The sequence below is a fragment of the Cryobacterium sp. N19 genome, from assembly GCF_002929595.1.
Classification (GTDB): domain Bacteria; phylum Actinomycetota; class Actinomycetes; order Actinomycetales; family Microbacteriaceae; genus Cryobacterium; species Cryobacterium flavum.
In genome coordinates, this window is record NZ_PJJR01000031.1 from 1 (window position 1) to 13,615 (window position 13,615).

Annotated in this window: 15 protein-coding genes; 9 read left to right on the plus strand and 6 right to left on the minus strand. The window is 59.6% G+C overall.

Annotation, left to right across the window (positions count from 1 at the left end; genetic code table 11):
* Positions 1-283: 283 nt before the first annotated feature.
* Complete coding sequence (locus CXY78_RS00530) at positions 284-1,120, minus strand: pentapeptide repeat-containing protein (RefSeq protein WP_104087544.1); 837 nt, start codon at positions 1,118-1,120, stop codon at positions 284-286.
* Positions 1,121-1,533: 413 nt separating this feature from the next.
* On the opposite strand from CXY78_RS00530, the gene CXY78_RS00535 reads away from it, so the two are divergent.
* The gene (locus CXY78_RS00535; protein WP_104087526.1) at positions 1,534-1,989 is read left to right on the plus strand and encodes a GNAT family N-acetyltransferase; all 456 of its coding nucleotides are present in this window, start codon (positions 1,534-1,536) and stop codon (positions 1,987-1,989) included.
* Positions 1,990-2,331: 342 nt separating this feature from the next.
* Here the strand turns inward: CXY78_RS00535 and CXY78_RS00540 are convergent, their stop codons facing one another.
* Together CXY78_RS00540 and CXY78_RS00545 are read right to left on the minus strand one after the other, a co-directional pair.
* Entirely contained in the window at positions 2,332-2,904 is a 573-nt protein-coding gene (locus CXY78_RS00540; protein WP_233206029.1) for an RNA polymerase sigma factor, read from the minus strand.
* The gene (locus tag CXY78_RS00545; RefSeq protein ID WP_140425602.1) at positions 2,901-3,479 is read right to left on the minus strand and encodes a hypothetical protein; all 579 of its coding nucleotides are present in this window, start codon (positions 3,477-3,479) and stop codon (positions 2,901-2,903) included. The genes CXY78_RS00540 and CXY78_RS00545 overlap by 4 nt, the downstream gene beginning before the upstream one ends.
* A gap of 424 nt (positions 3,480-3,903) precedes the next feature.
* Between CXY78_RS00545 and CXY78_RS00550 the strand changes: the two genes are divergently transcribed.
* On the plus strand, positions 3,904-4,284 hold the full coding sequence (locus CXY78_RS00550) for a nuclear transport factor 2 family protein (RefSeq protein ID WP_104087530.1): 381 nt from the start codon (positions 3,904-3,906) through the stop codon (positions 4,282-4,284).
* Between the two features lie 195 nt (positions 4,285-4,479).
* Here CXY78_RS00550 and CXY78_RS00555 read toward each other — a convergent pair whose 3' ends face one another.
* On the minus strand, positions 4,480-5,322 hold the full coding sequence (locus tag CXY78_RS00555; protein ID WP_104087532.1) for a hypothetical protein: 843 nt from the start codon (positions 5,320-5,322) through the stop codon (positions 4,480-4,482).
* Positions 5,323-5,853: 531 nt separating this feature from the next.
* Between CXY78_RS00555 and CXY78_RS00560 the strand changes: the two genes are divergently transcribed.
* From CXY78_RS00560 to CXY78_RS00575, 4 genes are all read left to right on the plus strand, one after another.
* Positions 5,854-6,357 (plus strand): hypothetical protein, encoded by a 504-nt coding sequence (locus CXY78_RS00560; RefSeq protein WP_233206030.1) that lies wholly within the window; start codon positions 5,854-5,856, stop codon positions 6,355-6,357.
* A gap of 121 nt (positions 6,358-6,478) precedes the next feature.
* Positions 6,479-7,108 (plus strand): hypothetical protein, encoded by a 630-nt coding sequence (locus tag CXY78_RS00565; RefSeq protein WP_104087533.1) that lies wholly within the window; start codon positions 6,479-6,481, stop codon positions 7,106-7,108.
* Positions 7,109-7,397: 289 nt separating this feature from the next.
* Positions 7,398-7,982: a recombinase family protein gene (locus CXY78_RS00570; protein WP_104087535.1), complete on the plus strand. Its 585-nt coding sequence runs from the start codon at positions 7,398-7,400 to the stop codon at positions 7,980-7,982.
* A gap of 292 nt (positions 7,983-8,274) precedes the next feature.
* Positions 8,275-8,604 carry a DHCW motif cupin fold protein gene (locus CXY78_RS00575; protein ID WP_104087536.1) on the plus strand — a complete coding sequence of 110 codons (330 nt, stop codon included), beginning with the start codon at positions 8,275-8,277 and terminating at the stop codon, positions 8,602-8,604.
* A 175-nt stretch (positions 8,605-8,779) separates the two neighbouring features.
* Here the strand turns inward: CXY78_RS00575 and CXY78_RS00580 are convergent, their stop codons facing one another.
* On the minus strand, positions 8,780-9,679 hold the full coding sequence (locus CXY78_RS00580) for a LysR family transcriptional regulator (protein WP_199182554.1): 900 nt from the start codon (positions 9,677-9,679) through the stop codon (positions 8,780-8,782).
* A 250-nt stretch (positions 9,680-9,929) separates the two neighbouring features.
* On the opposite strand from CXY78_RS00580, the gene CXY78_RS00585 reads away from it, so the two are divergent.
* From CXY78_RS00585 to CXY78_RS00595, 3 genes are all read left to right on the plus strand, one after another.
* A complete protein-coding gene (locus tag CXY78_RS00585; RefSeq protein ID WP_199182555.1) occupies positions 9,930-11,072 on the plus strand; it encodes an MFS transporter in 1,143 nt (380 codons plus the stop codon).
* A 438-nt stretch (positions 11,073-11,510) separates the two neighbouring features.
* A complete protein-coding gene (locus CXY78_RS00590) occupies positions 11,511-11,867 on the plus strand; it encodes a hypothetical protein (RefSeq protein ID WP_104087539.1) in 357 nt (118 codons plus the stop codon).
* A gap of 32 nt (positions 11,868-11,899) precedes the next feature.
* Positions 11,900-12,193 carry an ATP-dependent DNA ligase gene (locus CXY78_RS00595; RefSeq protein WP_233206031.1) on the plus strand — a complete coding sequence of 98 codons (294 nt, stop codon included), beginning with the start codon at positions 11,900-11,902 and terminating at the stop codon, positions 12,191-12,193.
* Positions 12,194-12,470: 277 nt separating this feature from the next.
* On the opposite strand, the gene CXY78_RS21940 is transcribed toward CXY78_RS00595, so the two are convergent.
* A complete protein-coding gene (locus tag CXY78_RS21940) occupies positions 12,471-13,187 on the minus strand; it encodes a transposase (RefSeq protein WP_369827209.1) in 717 nt (238 codons plus the stop codon).
* Positions 13,188-13,615: the final 428 nt, after the last annotated feature.

Consider the following 13,615-nt stretch of genomic DNA (forward strand, 5'->3'; position numbering starts at 1 on the left):
AAGTTCGTCGGCGATCTCGGCAGGCAAACGATGCAGGCCACGTAGCCTCCGCATGTCGCGGTGGCAACCTTGGGCGACGCAAGTCGCGACAGATTGCTGAGCCAGAAGTTGGCCAGCTCGATGTGTCAAAGGGGAACCTTATACGGGACTACACCACCCCTTCGGTAGCGCTCGAACTCACCAGAAGTGCGGCGGCTGCATCCGGATCGTTGAGCGATACCGCGAGTCGTTTGCCCTGGCAGCGTTCAGTACCTGCCAAGGGTCCCCGTCGAGTTGTGCGGTGTCAGGCGTCTTGCCAATGGGGCGGCATTTTCAGATCCGCGGGTAGACGAGTTACATGGTTGCCGTGCGCGGCGTTGAGTTGCGGCTGCGTCACGTACAGGGCCTTCGAGAGGTCAGCGCCGTCAAGGCGCGCATCTCTGAAGTCGACACCGAGCAGATCTACACCTGACAAGTCGCTGTCCCGCAGGTCTGCGGCGATGAGATAGGCCCCACGGAGATCTGCCCCGCACAGTGGGCGGGACCTGAGGTTCTTGCCCATCAGGTCTGCTCCCGGTTTCAGCGCGGATTCCAGGTGGTCATTGCCAGCGGCAAGGTAGGCCGCCCGTACTTCTTCGCTGACCTCGATGAGCGTTGATCTCACCTGGGTGTGAAGATTCTGAACATCCAGTGAAAGCACGTCCGATAGTTCACCCCCGACGGCATGCTCGATCGTGTTCCTGAGCTGTGCCGAACGGTGTGAGGCGTCGGGATCGAACGTTCGCGTCTGTGCCTCGGCCAGATACCACAGCATCTCATGGAGCTGTCGTGCGGCAGCGAACGCGGCAAACATCTCGCTCTTGGTGTCAGGGCTTTCGATCCAGCTCTTTCCGAAGAAGAGCCCTTGCGACACCTTTTGGCCTGCACCGAAGCAGTCAAAGACGGTGCAGCCACGGAAGCCCCTCGGGCGCAGTGTGTCATGGATCGTGCAGGAGAAGTCAGGTGCCAGGTTCTGGCAGGGAGAGCCTGCGGGTTTGTCGACAGGAAAGTCTGCAGAACGTGAGAAACCGAAGGCAGTGCAGCAGAGGGCAAAGCAATTGCCGCAGTCAGGTCGCAGGGATGCCCGGTCGAGGGCGGGCATAGCAGGCTCGAGAGAGTTCGCTGATGGCATGTGAATGGGATCTTCCAGTGATGAGTTCGATAGGTGACCGGGATGCACGGGAACTCCGACTGGAGCTCCCCTCGCGGGCACACTGAACCACTACTCCTCGGATGAGGAGCGAACTGGAATCCCTACAGGGGCTCTGGGTCACAGAGACGAATAAAATATCACTGGCATCAGAGTACCTGACACTTGGGCCACCGCCTGTGCTCCATGCTCATCGGACCTTGCCCGCAAGCCGAACCCCTTACGAGACGGGTCGCGGAAAGCCGGTGACATGGTTCGGTTGTAAACGTCTGTACCCAAAGCGTTCGGTTTGGGTGCTTCGCGAAGACGTTCCAGCCAGAGAGTGCTGACCGGCAGGCGTTCTGTGCGAGCGATATCGTGGTGCAATGCTCGATCTGACACTAACGACGCCTCAGGATCTCGACGAGGTGACCGCGTTCCTCCACGTCGCTGACTTGACGCTAAGCGGACTCGATTTCCCAACGGTGCGACTGTGGACGGCACGCGACGCCAAAACCGGACGCATCGTCGCCAGCACGGGCTACGAGCGCAGCGACGACAACGAACACGTTCTTATTCGCAGCGTTGCCGTCGATCCGGCACTCCGAGGTCTCGGCATGGGCCTCCGATTGGCGCGCTTCGCGCTCGACCGAGCCGCCGAATCCGGAGCAACTCGAGCCTGGCTCTTCAGCCGACGTTCCGGCCCGTTCTGGCAAAAGGTCGGATTCGACTCTGCAGACAGGAACGAACTCGCGATCGCACTCAAGTCCACGCACCAGGTGCGGCTCTTCACTGAAACAGGGCAGCTCCAACGCGAAGTGGCGTGGAGCCGACTGCTCTAAAGAAATCCGGCGCACGCCACCCTGTGCTCGACCGCACGGGGAACCCCCTGCGGGAACGGGCCCGCGGAAACTTGGTTCGCCGCCCGTCTGAGCAAACTTGTTGCGTGTACTCCGCCCGCAGGAACATCCGGCCTGCGTCTCACAGGACAAGAATTCGCGGCTCTGGCCGTCATCCACCCCAAAGGTTTTGAGATATGTAGGTTTCGACACAAAGCTGGAGCTACGAGGGTGTGGCTTCCCTCGTCCCCAATGAGGGCGTGGCGATGGAATCTGTGATGTCAACCGAGTGCGTTGGGGGTAGCGAGATGGCCGCTGGGTCGATCTGTGTAAGGGTTGAGTTGATCATCGTTGCTCCGATTGTGCCGCCGCAACGATTGCGCGCGGATTATCGCGAGCATATATTTGCGTGTCACCGTGGAGCGAAAGCGCGGCTTTGAGGTCTGCTCGCGCGCGTTGGTATCGCGTTCGAGCTGTGGAGGCGCTGATGCCCAAGATCTTGCCGGCTTCGGCGATGGAAAAGCCCTCCCAGTGGATAAGCCGGACGAGCTCAGCTTGGTCGGGTGCGAGACGGGCTATGGCATCTCGGACCTCGGCGTCTTCATCGATAGACCGGACCTCTGCGGGCGCGGTTCGGAGAGTTTCGCGAAGTCGTTCGGCAAGATTCGACTGTCGCCGTTCTGTACGCGCGGCGTTAGCAACGACGTGGCGGGCGATCCCGAAGAGCCACATTCTCGCTTGTTCCGGAGCGGCCGGCAACGTGTTTGCGCGCCGCCACCCGATGGTCATCAGATCTGCAAGGGCATCGGCGGCATCGTCTCGGTTGAGCCGACGTTCGAGGTATCGCAGTAGATCGGGGGTGTTATGAGACAGAGCATCCGTGAGGCGGAGAGCCAAATCCGTTCGGTTCCGTATCACCAGTCTGCACCGGGGCAGTTGCCCTCCCCGTCGTAGCGAAGATTGGACTCGGATCCATCAATGCCCTGCCGGGCCAGCTCGCTGTTGAGCGTGTTGGTCAAGATGCGATTGACGGCGGAATCATACTCGGAGTCGGCGCTGTAGTGGACAGTTCCGTACCCTGCGGCCTCCGTGGCCCCATCGTCGTTCATCCACGTGGATTCTTCAGTCCGAAGTTGAGCGATGGTTTCATCGATCGTTTCCTGGGTGAGAAGGGCATCAATGCTCGCGGCCCGGTAAAAGTCCCGGACTGCACGGACTGCTTCAGGATCGCTTCCGTTAACGTTGCCGATACGGAGTTCACACTCCGCTCCGCTCGGCAACGTGTAGGTGGCGACGGCGTCCGGGGACTCGGCCCAAGGCGACCACAGTTGAATTGTCGCGGCCGTTGCGGCAGCGGCGCCACCCACCAATGAAAACGTGATGAGCGCTGTTAGGGCGGGTCGGGTCCAGCGTTTTCTGTGCCCGCTGCTGCCTGGTGATGGCATGGATGCGACGCGTAAACGGTTGAGTTCATCGATCACGTCGTCTGTCATGAGCGTCGTGCTCGGGCTCGACCGATCAAGAAGGCCGTCGAGTTGATCTTCGTCGGGCAAGTGGTTCATGGTGCTCCTCAGCTTTAGGGGTACACCATAGACATGTCCGGGAGACGCCTTAACGTCTGCCAGGTAGAGATTCAGGCGACAAAACGTCTTAGCACCGAATTTCTGGCGCTGACCCACTGAATCGCACGAAGGACCGATAAGTATCCGCACTCATCGGCTGCACCGCCGCCGAACAAAACCGTCGTCGTATCCCACAGTCGACGGCTCAAGCTGGACTCCCAAGGCAAACAGCGCAGGAGGACGCGTGCGCCCGGGCCTTCACCGGGTAACGCTAAACGACGCCGAGTATGTCTAGAACCCGCGAGGTGGTCCCCCGGTACAGGCCGGCGGTCACCGCTGCTGTTAGACAGAGCTTATGAACATTGATCCTGCGACCGTGGTGGCTATCGAGCGAGAGAGACTTCGCGCGCTCGTCGAACGCGACATGGCTGTTGCGGAGCGCCTCCATGCACCCGATTACCAAATTGTGACGCCCAACGGGTCCACACGGACGAGATCGTCTTATCTCAGCGACGTGGAATCGAAGCGACTCGAGTACCTCGTGTTCGAGCCCGAATCAGAAATCTCCGTCAGATCGTCTGGGAACCTGACGATTCTGAAGTACATCGCACGGATAGTTCTCAGCGTCGGCATCGCCGATGAGCTTGAATTCCGCGCCTGGCACTCGGATGTCTACGAGTATCAAGATGGCCATTGGATGGTCGTCTGGTCGCAGGCCACCACAATCGCTCCATAGCGCAGCAGGCTGCGGTCCGATGCCCGTAGAGGAACCCTCTACGGGCAGTCGTCTCGCTCGAGATCTTCCAAAAATCCAATTACGAATCTCTGCAGATACGTCGCGGCGATATTGTATAACGGCCCTGAAATCCTGAAGTGGGTTGGGTCTCGGTATCGACGGAGGTCTCTCTGAGTGCGGGCACCCAATATGTGTCTACGGTTTGTCAGGCAATCGGTGGGTGTGCTGTTCGGCGGCGTGACGCTCGAACAGCTCGGCGGTTGTTGTGAGATCGACGACGGCCACCGACAGAAGCTGCGCGTAGGCGGATTCGTCGATCGGATGTTTCCCCGGCTGTTGGATCGACGCTGATGCAAGTCCTGCTCCCGCGGAGACGGGAATGTTCCCGTGCGATATGGCGGCACACACCATCCAGGTGGTGTACATCTGGGTGGGGTCACCCGGTCGCACCGCCCGACTCGCCTCCTTGACGATGCCTGACAAGCTCACGCGCGTCGATGTCGTGATCGTTTCCGCATCGAGTCTCTTGATCGCTTGGGTGATCACGGCGATCTTTCCCCTCAGGTCGCTCAGCCCGCTGAGATCAGGGTTGCTATCTGCGGCAGTTGCCATGTCGGCTGCACTCTGCGTGTCCCACCACATCCGTTTGAGGACCCGACCGACGTTCTCACGGTGGCTGCCGCCGGACATCAACCAGTGTGCAGTGGCGGTACATTCGACGGCGGCACGCAAAACGACGAACGATGACAGCGTTGGGGAACCAGTATTGTCCGCGGCTTGGATGTAGTGACTCGCAAGCCGGAGCTGCGTCCGGATCAAGGTCGAAGGAAGAAACGTTTTCGCCGCCGCGAACGGTTGATCGATGGCAGCTGCTTTTCCTTGAGGGATCAGCTCTACACGGTCGATGAGTTCCCCGATTGCGGCATAGCTCAAGCGTGCTTCATGGAGTAAAGACCGACTTGCGATACGCCGCACCTTCTCTCGTTCCTTCTCCATAAAGTCGATAACACGGCCTAACTCTTCGTCTTTGAACTCCACTCAGCCAGAGTAGGTGGCATACAGCCACCTACGTCTCGATCGATGTCACGGCGTCGCGCACCTCGGCAACAGGTTGGCTCAATTGGAGAAACCCTTTGGAACTTGCCGGCCAGCCGAAACTGATCGCTTTTATCCTGCAGCTGCACAACACGATAGGGCACCTCACAAAGGTGTAAGAACTGCTGTTCACGAACCTGCTCGAAATCAAGATCCGAAAATATGGGTTTTGAAATGAATAGGGGCTCCTGATTGCGTTTTTTACTTTCTGGAAATTAGCCAAGAGTTGACCAGTCTGAAGTGCTCGTCGCGGCAAAGCCGACAGGCCACCGCACACCCGTGCGGTGGCCCTCGACCGGTCGCTCCCGCGGCGGGAACATAAATCGAGCTTCAGACGTTTGCGGATCGAGCGCTGCATCCACGCCGTGGGTCTCCTAGGCTGTTGCTATGGGAATCCTAGCGGTGTCAGTACCCAACTTTTGGTGGCGCACCAGCGCCGCAAACGCCCGTCAGTTGGTGCCCTCGGACCCGGACGTGGACGACGGTTCGCCCCGGTGGGCCGATCGCGACGCGCAGCGCTGGGGGCGCATCGCAGCGGTGGTTGCCGCTGTCGGTGACGCGTTGGCGTCCCGCGCATGGACTCCCCAGGCAGGCAGCGAAATATTCGGAGACGTGGAGGTCCCCGGTTACCCGGGGGATCTGACGCAGACTGAGCAGAAAATTGTCGGCGAGTGGTTCAACTACGCCGAGGCCGTCCGCGTCGACCCTTGGTGGGATCAGCTCGAAAACGGCCGCCACCGCCTGTGGCGGACGCTGCCATTCTTCGGTGATGCACTGGTTCCAATCTGTGGGAGCGCACTGGGCTACGCGAACGCCGCCGACGCAATCGCTATGGGGCCGTCTTGGCCGCAGACGTTCTCGACGCAGCTACACGAGGTGAACGCCTCGGTAGCCTTCGATGCGACCGACCCAGTTAACGTGAATTTTCGGCGGTCGATGGAACAAGCCTCGGCGGGTCACTTCCCGAGCCCAGTGTGAGTTGAAGGCGTCGACGTTTCCTCACGAGACGACCTAGGCGTCCCGACCTTCCGGCTGTTGCTTGCGTTCGATTCAATGTCCGGGAGCCGAACACCCACCGCACGTCGTTTAGGTTGTACTCATGACCGCGACGCCGAGCCCCACGCCCATCCTCATCGAGATAGCTGGCGGCGGCGAAGCCGTTCCGTGGTGGGCCGTTCCGATAGTAGCTGGTGCCTTTCTGCTGATCGGTGGCTTCTTGACGTACCTGTACTCAAGACGAAACGAGAAGAGTAAGTCGGATCGCGCTCAAAAGGAGAAACTGGATGAAGATGTCTTAACTACTGGCTTGGCGATGCTGTCCGCGGGAGCAGAGATACGAAACTTCGGATTACTGACCCTTAGACGTTCTCCGTCCGAGAGCACAAAGCTGGCCGCAGAACGAGCTGCCTCACTCGTTGAGAACTTCACCACAACGTCGCGACGCTTCAGCATCACAATGCCGCCCGAGTTTCAAGCCGACTTCGATGCTTATCTTGGGGCGAGCTCGATGCTCTTAATCCCACCATTTCAGCGGCCGGGTCAAGAGCTAATGCTTAACCGGCAGACGAAACACGAGCGTGAACTGGTGACGCGCCTGCGCGCAATGCGGAGCCTGAAGCGGCTGACATTCTCTCGCGACGCCGACTTCGGGTCAATCAATGCTGAAGAGATGCTTGCCAAGGGCATGGCACAAGATGCGGCAGCCGAAAAAACTGTGCAGGAGGGCTGACGACGAGCATTTCCTGAGAGAGCACCCCGGTCACTAGTCGCGTAGGTTGTGCGTGGGGGGGGATTCTCCTACGGCGCGTGGACCATGAACGAAGTCATCGATCCCGCCTGAGCTCGCGGCTCCCGTTCAGATAAAGGGCCTCGCCTGCCCGTATGCGGGACGGTGACCGGGACACCCGAACACTCACGGAGCGCCGAAGGTGATCCGCATAGTTCCGGGGCTGCCCGATTCCCGTAACACCCGCCCGAGAAAAAGCCCGGTGAAGGGGGGATAAACGGTACACTCCGGCATGACCGGAATGCTTATCGGCTACGCACGCGTATCCACCAACGACCAAGACCTCACCGCCCAAAAGAACGCCCTCGCTGCTCTCGGCGTCTCACCCCAAAAAACGTTCACCGATCAAGGCCTCACCGGAACGAACCGCGCCCGGCCCGGTCTCCGCGAAGCTCTAGCGGCCTGCCGGGCCGGCGACACTCTCGTCGTGACCAAGCTTGACCGGCTGGCGCGCTCGCTTCGCGACGCCAAGGACATTGTCGATGATCTCACCCTTCGTGAAGTGAAGCTCAGTATCGGCGGTTCCGTTCACGACCCCACCGACCCGATCGGCAGGCTCCTTTTGAATGTGCTCGCGATGGTCGCTGAATTCGAGGCCGACCTGATCCGAGCACGCACCCGCGAAGGGATGCAAGTCGCCAAAGCGGCAGGTCGGTTCCGCGGCAAGCAGCCCAAACTGTCCCCGGCGCAGGAGAAGCACCTGGTCGAGGTCCACCAACGGGGCGAACACACCACGGCGCAGATCGCAGAACTCTTTAGCGTCGCCAGATCCACGGTCTACCGAGCAATCCAACGAGCCGGCGACACCGCCGCCTGAACGCGCGTCGTGCATAGAAGTAGGTGCAAACGGGCGTTTAGTGCAGAGGAGTACGGAAGAGCCAGTGTTCACACTCGCCTGCACAACCCGGAGAACACCATGGACGTTGCGCGGACGACTCCGGAAAATGACAGATCGCCCTCGGAAGTCTTCATCCGAGCGGGTGTCCCGGTCACCGTCCGGCTTACAGGCACTGATATCGGCCGGTTCCGAATCGAGAACCAACCGTGAGCACCGGCAAGATCATTGCGGGCCGGGCGTGCAAGGCGGAACGCTGTTGTAGGCTACGGCGATGGAATTCGTCGCGCACCCCTTTTCGACTATCGACTGGAACGACCTCACCCACACCGTGCACCCTGGAGCGACCGGCGAGGCGCACTGGCGATCGGCAGAGATTGGCAGCACGCGGATGCGCATGGTCGAGTACAGCCCGGGTTACGTCGCCGACCACTGGTGCACGCGCGGACACCTGCTGCTCGTGCTCGAGGGAGAGCTGCATACAGAACTCGGCGACGGTCGCGTCGCCGACCTCATAGCGGGCCAGAGCTACCAAGTCGGATCCGAAATGGAATCGCACCAATCAAGCACAACAGCCGGCGCGCGACTCTTCATCGTGGACTGAGCGTCAGTCATCGACGTACGCACCACGACAACGACGGGTCTTCAGCGTTTTACGAGCGTTGGGCCGTCCCGGTGGAAGTCCCTCTTCCGGGCGCCCAACTCAGCGCGTCGACTCAACGACCGGCCTACGGGATCGCGCAATCGGCGTGGAAACTGCTTGGCGGGAGCGTGTCGGTTCACTGGGGCCGTGACCCGGTGGTGCCGTTGAGCGCTTCTTCGACGGCATCAGAGAAGTGTCGAATGTGGGGGCTTTCGTGATCGGCCCGCCACACGAGCCCTAATGCAGAACTGGGCAACCCCTTCACCGGCACGAACCGTACATCAGAGCGTTGATTGTATGCTGCTGTCGCGGCGCACAAGATGAGGCCACTTCGGCTGGATGCGACCTGCGATAGACCTTCCTGAACTGTGTTTGCCCCGCCTCGCGTTGGAATCCTGATTCCTTTTGGGGTCATTTTTGGCGAGTGCACTTTTCGCCAGTACTCAGGAGCAGGACCGGTGATAGGCACAAGGCTGATCTTTGCCAAATCTTCAGCAGTGACTTCTTCCAACTTCCCAAAGGGGTGGTCAACAGAAACAGCCAATGTCTGGGTCTGTTGAGAGAAAACGAGCCCGGCCACCAATTCGGGTTCTTCAACTGGTAGCAGTACCACCGCCGCATCGACACGACCAGCGAGCACATCACTGAACGGATCACCCAGCGGCAGCTCCTTTATCTGAACCATGGCCCGCGGATGTTGCGACTCGAACTGGGAGATCGCCTTCGCAATCGAATCGTAAATTGCACCCTGAAACCCCACCCGGATCGGGGTCGGTAGATTCCGTGCGCGCATTCGTGCTTTCTCAACCACTCCGGCCAATGCACGATAGGTAGGAACTAAGGAGGCCAGAAACTCAGCCCCGAACTCAGTGAGATGCACCCGACGACTGGTACGCGCCACCAGAGGTGCGCCGATGCGACGCTCCAACGCGCTGATCAGCTGGCTAACCCGGCTCTGCGAAATGAACATTCTCTCCGCAGTACGGCCAAAATGCAGCTCCTCAGCGAGAATAATAAAGCATTCGATCTCACGCATGGGAAGCTCCGACACGCCTCACTCCAACCTTCTAATCAACTACCGATCGAGCCTAATATACCCCATCGATTAATCTGCCTAATAGTTCCATGATCAATTCGCCGTTGATCCAGCCCACTACGCAAGCTTTGCTATGGGTATGTCTAATTCCACTTTCGTGCCAGAATCACGGCGGCTCAGCTCAACTCACGCCCCATCTTCAACGACCTCCGAGTAGCACATCGAAAACCGGTGGGGCGCAGTTCTCCTCGTGGCACTGGCGACGTTTATCGTCGTCGCGGCCGAGATGATGCCCGTGGGTCTCCTCACCCCTATCGGAGCCACACTGGCACAGAGCGAAGGAACAATCGGTCTTTCGCTGACGATTACCGGCATGGTGGCTGCTGCCACAGCCCCATTTGTCCCAGTCCTCACCAGCCGGATCGACAGACGAACGATACTCATTGTCCTGATGTTCCTCGTTGCTGTGGCGAATTCCATCACAGCAGTTTCACCAAATTTCGCCGTCATGGCCGCCGCTCGCATTCTCCTCGGAGTGAGCATGGGCGGGGTCTGGGCTCTCGCCGCTAGCCTGGCCCCCAAGCTGGTGAAGCCTCGATCCGTCGGGTTGGGGGCCACTATCATTTTTAGCGGAATCGCCGTAGCCTCAGTTCTCGGCGTTCCCGCCGGCGCCTACATCGGTGCCGCTGTCGGATGGAACGCTGCATTCTGGCTTCTCGCCGCAGCCGCGACGATGATCGCTCTCGCGATGATCGTCGTTTTACCGAAGATGCCCTCTAACGCCGGCGTTCCGCTGAGCAGTCTCGCGGCAGCCTTCCGGAATCCAGGAGTCCGTGTTGGCCTCGCGGTCACCGCGTTCATCGTCACGGCTCACTTTGCCGCCTACACCTATGTTCGTCCAGCGTTGGAATCCTTTGCCGGGCTGAACGCCTCCCTCATTGGCACGATGCTCTTGATCTATGGCGTTCTCGGTATCATCGGAAATTTCATTTCCGGGCCGACAGCAGCCAAGACCCCAAAGACTGTGGTCACCATCCTTACCTTGGGAATCGCTGCTGCGCTCGCACTTTTCCCTTCCCTGGCAACCACCACAATCGCAGCCGCCTTGCTCAGCGCTGCCTGGGGCTTGTTCTACGGAGGAATATCGGTAAGCACTCAAGCCTGGATTGCCCAAGCGGCTCCCGCACATCGGGAAGCCGTCGCTGCCCTCTGGGTCAGCATCTTCAACGCCAGCATCGCCCTCGGCTCGTTCACCGGAGGACAAATCTATGACGGGCCCGGCCCCAACTTCGTATTCTGGATCGCCGCAGGAACCGCCACGCTAGCGTTTCTCCTTGCGATCAATCCGACGGTAGGCCCGCGGCAAGTAACGCCACGAACTTCACAACACTGAGACACTCCGCTCAACACTTCAACGCCTGGCCCGCCGACAACTGTTTCACCGAGCACAGCGTCCCGGTGAAGGTCCGTCTTGCGGGCAGAAACCCGCTGTGTAGACGACTTCTGGCTTCGATGCGCAGCGGAGTGGTTCTAGCTGGGAATCTGCGCTGTGCGCAGCATTCGTTTCGCTAGCCGATCGGCCTCCGGGTAGCGAGCCGGAGTGGTGTTGGTGGCATCGTTGCTGGGGTCAGCTCACGAAACGTGAATAAATAACACGCTAAATCAAGAATTCGTCAGCGGCATACCGGAACGAACCGTGCTCGGTCGAGTCGTTGAGAAGTGGTGGCCGTGTGCCGGGTTTGTGATACCCGCGTCGTGATCCTGCTCGACTGGCTGACGCGATGGATGATCGTGCTTGGGATCAAAACAATCATCGAGCTATTATCAGGGTATGAAGCGCATAACGTACAGCGGCGGGTCCATCCTCACAAGCAACGCCGTCACGACAGCGCTTCTTGGCTACATCACCTCTTTGGCCGGCACAGACCGTAGTGTGACCGTGGATGTCACCGTGCTTGGAGAGAACGACGAGACGTGCATGCATACGCTCGTTCTCAGTCCAGCCAGTCAGTTCGACGTCGTCGACGTTGAAGGGGTGACGGAGGAAGAAGAGGTGGCGCGTTTTCCGGTACCGGAAATGCCGGTGGTCGGCATCACCGGGACCATAGAAAGCACGGGCGACGCTGGCCGGACGGCGGAAGATTTCAACCGCATCACAAGTGAAATTGAGAATGGACTGGGACAGTAATTATGGGTAATTTTGTTTACGGAACCCCGTCGATGTCCATCGAGTTCGATGATCGGGTGCTCGCCCACCTCAAGGTCGTCATTCTGGCCAAGGTGCGCCGTGGAGAAAGTTTTACGTTTTCGTGGGAATACTCGGCGGCAGTAGGAAGCGGTCACAGTTCCGTCTGGATCCATCCGACGATCCCCCTTCAATTCGACTTCTTCGGGAGCAAAGAGCCCCGTCTTAACCGTGCCTGGGTCGAAGAACTCGTCCGCCTGTCAAACACACCAGCGGGGCTGCGGGTGACGCCGGAACCAACCGAGTCCGAAGCGCCCTTACGCCCCTGATAAGCGCCTGACCACATCACACCAGCGGCCAAGCATATGGGTGCTTCCGCGCAGTTCGTAACCGTCATCCTCCAACGCCCGCGATCCTCACGGCCTGTTGCACGGAGCTTTCGGTAAGTACGGCGTATTTTCATCTCCAGATGCGCCCCCGATTACGTGGTCGCCTCGAGATGAATAGCACCGGCCAACAGTGGGGACTCCAACCAGGTGCATGCTGCGAGCAGACACGTCACTTTTCGTATCGAGTAGCGCAGGTGAAGGACTAATCCGTTTGAGATTATGCGGTCGTTTCAAAGAAAGAACCATATTCGTCCGCGGGTCGCTCGCTGATCATGATCATGTCCGGGATCTTGCCCGAGTTCTTCGCGGCAGGCCGTCTCGATCGACGGATGGCACGGCCGGTGCGCAAGTGTTGATGCAGGTCAACTCGCAGGTGACCGCGGCCTTGCACGTAGAGTGCTTGGTAAATTGCCTCGGGGCTCACCCGCATCTCCTGCCGGTCCGGGAACGCTGTCGCCAAGTGGTCACTGATTTGTTCTGGACTCCATTTCACACATAGTTTCGTCTGCACCAAGGATGCTAGTTCTGGGCGGTCGAATTTGCTGGCCTTGGGGCGGCGTCCGCGAAGCTCGGCCTGCTTATGCGCCGCATACGGGGCATACCTTATTCGTGCTCGGGGGCCAGCCTTGGACCCGCCGCGAGCTAACTCTCGACTGATCGTCGCAGGAGAGCGGCCTACTTCGGCAGCGATGGCCCGCACGCCGGCGCCATTGATGTGCAGGTCCGCGATTCGAAGCCGTTCTTCCAAGCACAAGTACCGCCCAGACTTCTTTGCCTCCGGAAGGGGGATCCGCCCTCCCGTTGCTTGACGCCAACGCCGTCCAGTTCGTCGATTCACTCCCACAGCATCACACGCCGCCGTCAGCGTCGACCCCCGCGCCATCAACACCCAGAACCGCGCCTGCTTCTCCACCAACTCAAACTTCGACCACATCAGCAACACCTCTCAAAATGGAGTGTTGCGACGACCGGTTGAATCCGCCGTTCGTCTTGCGGAACATGCTCGATGGTTGGGCGGCACGTCCGATGCACACCGTCAGCCCGCGGGTGGATGTGAAGCGAGCGTCTTAATGCGATGGTGATGTCAGCGAGGTGGTCGCGCGGACTGAAGCTTGAGCATTTCCAGATCGCACTCAGCGACGTGAACTCCACGTTGCACAAGCGCCAGCACCAGATCCCGCCCAATTCCGGATGCAGCCCCGGTGACTACTGCGAGGCAATCACTGAAACGCTCGAACACGAGCAACGGACAGGATACTGACTGAGGTGCGCTCGACGGTACGTTCAAGTCCTCGTGTTCCTGCTGCCCGTCCTGATCGCGTATGTGTTCTTCCGCACATCGTTGAACATTCCGGAGTTGGA

What these genes read in the sequence shown, in the direction of transcription:
- CXY78_RS00530 (WP_104087544.1), bottom strand. Translation starts at nt 1,120, where the DNA reads ATGCCCGCCCTCGACCGGGCATCCCTGCGACCTGACTGCGGCAATTGC.
- CXY78_RS00535 (WP_104087526.1), top strand. Translation starts at nt 1,534, where the DNA reads ATGCTCGATCTGACACTAACGACGCCTCAGGATCTCGACGAGGTGACC.
- CXY78_RS00545 (WP_140425602.1), bottom strand. Translation starts at nt 3,479, where the DNA reads ATGACAGACGACGTGATCGATGAACTCAACCGTTTACGCGTCGCATCC.
- CXY78_RS00550 (WP_104087530.1), top strand. Translation starts at nt 3,904, where the DNA reads ATGAACATTGATCCTGCGACCGTGGTGGCTATCGAGCGAGAGAGACTT.
- CXY78_RS00565 (WP_104087533.1), top strand. Translation starts at nt 6,479, where the DNA reads ATGACCGCGACGCCGAGCCCCACGCCCATCCTCATCGAGATAGCTGGC.
- CXY78_RS00570 (WP_104087535.1), top strand. Translation starts at nt 7,398, where the DNA reads ATGACCGGAATGCTTATCGGCTACGCACGCGTATCCACCAACGACCAA.
- CXY78_RS00575 (WP_104087536.1), top strand. Translation starts at nt 8,275, where the DNA reads ATGGAATTCGTCGCGCACCCCTTTTCGACTATCGACTGGAACGACCTC.
- CXY78_RS00580 (WP_199182554.1), bottom strand. Translation starts at nt 9,679, where the DNA reads ATGCGTGAGATCGAATGCTTTATTATTCTCGCTGAGGAGCTGCATTTT.
- CXY78_RS00590 (WP_104087539.1), top strand. Translation starts at nt 11,511, where the DNA reads ATGAAGCGCATAACGTACAGCGGCGGGTCCATCCTCACAAGCAACGCC.
- CXY78_RS00595 (WP_233206031.1), top strand. Translation starts at nt 11,900, where the DNA reads ATGTCCATCGAGTTCGATGATCGGGTGCTCGCCCACCTCAAGGTCGTC.
- CXY78_RS21940 (WP_369827209.1), bottom strand. Translation starts at nt 13,187, where the DNA reads ATGTGGTCGAAGTTTGAGTTGGTGGAGAAGCAGGCGCGGTTCTGGGTG.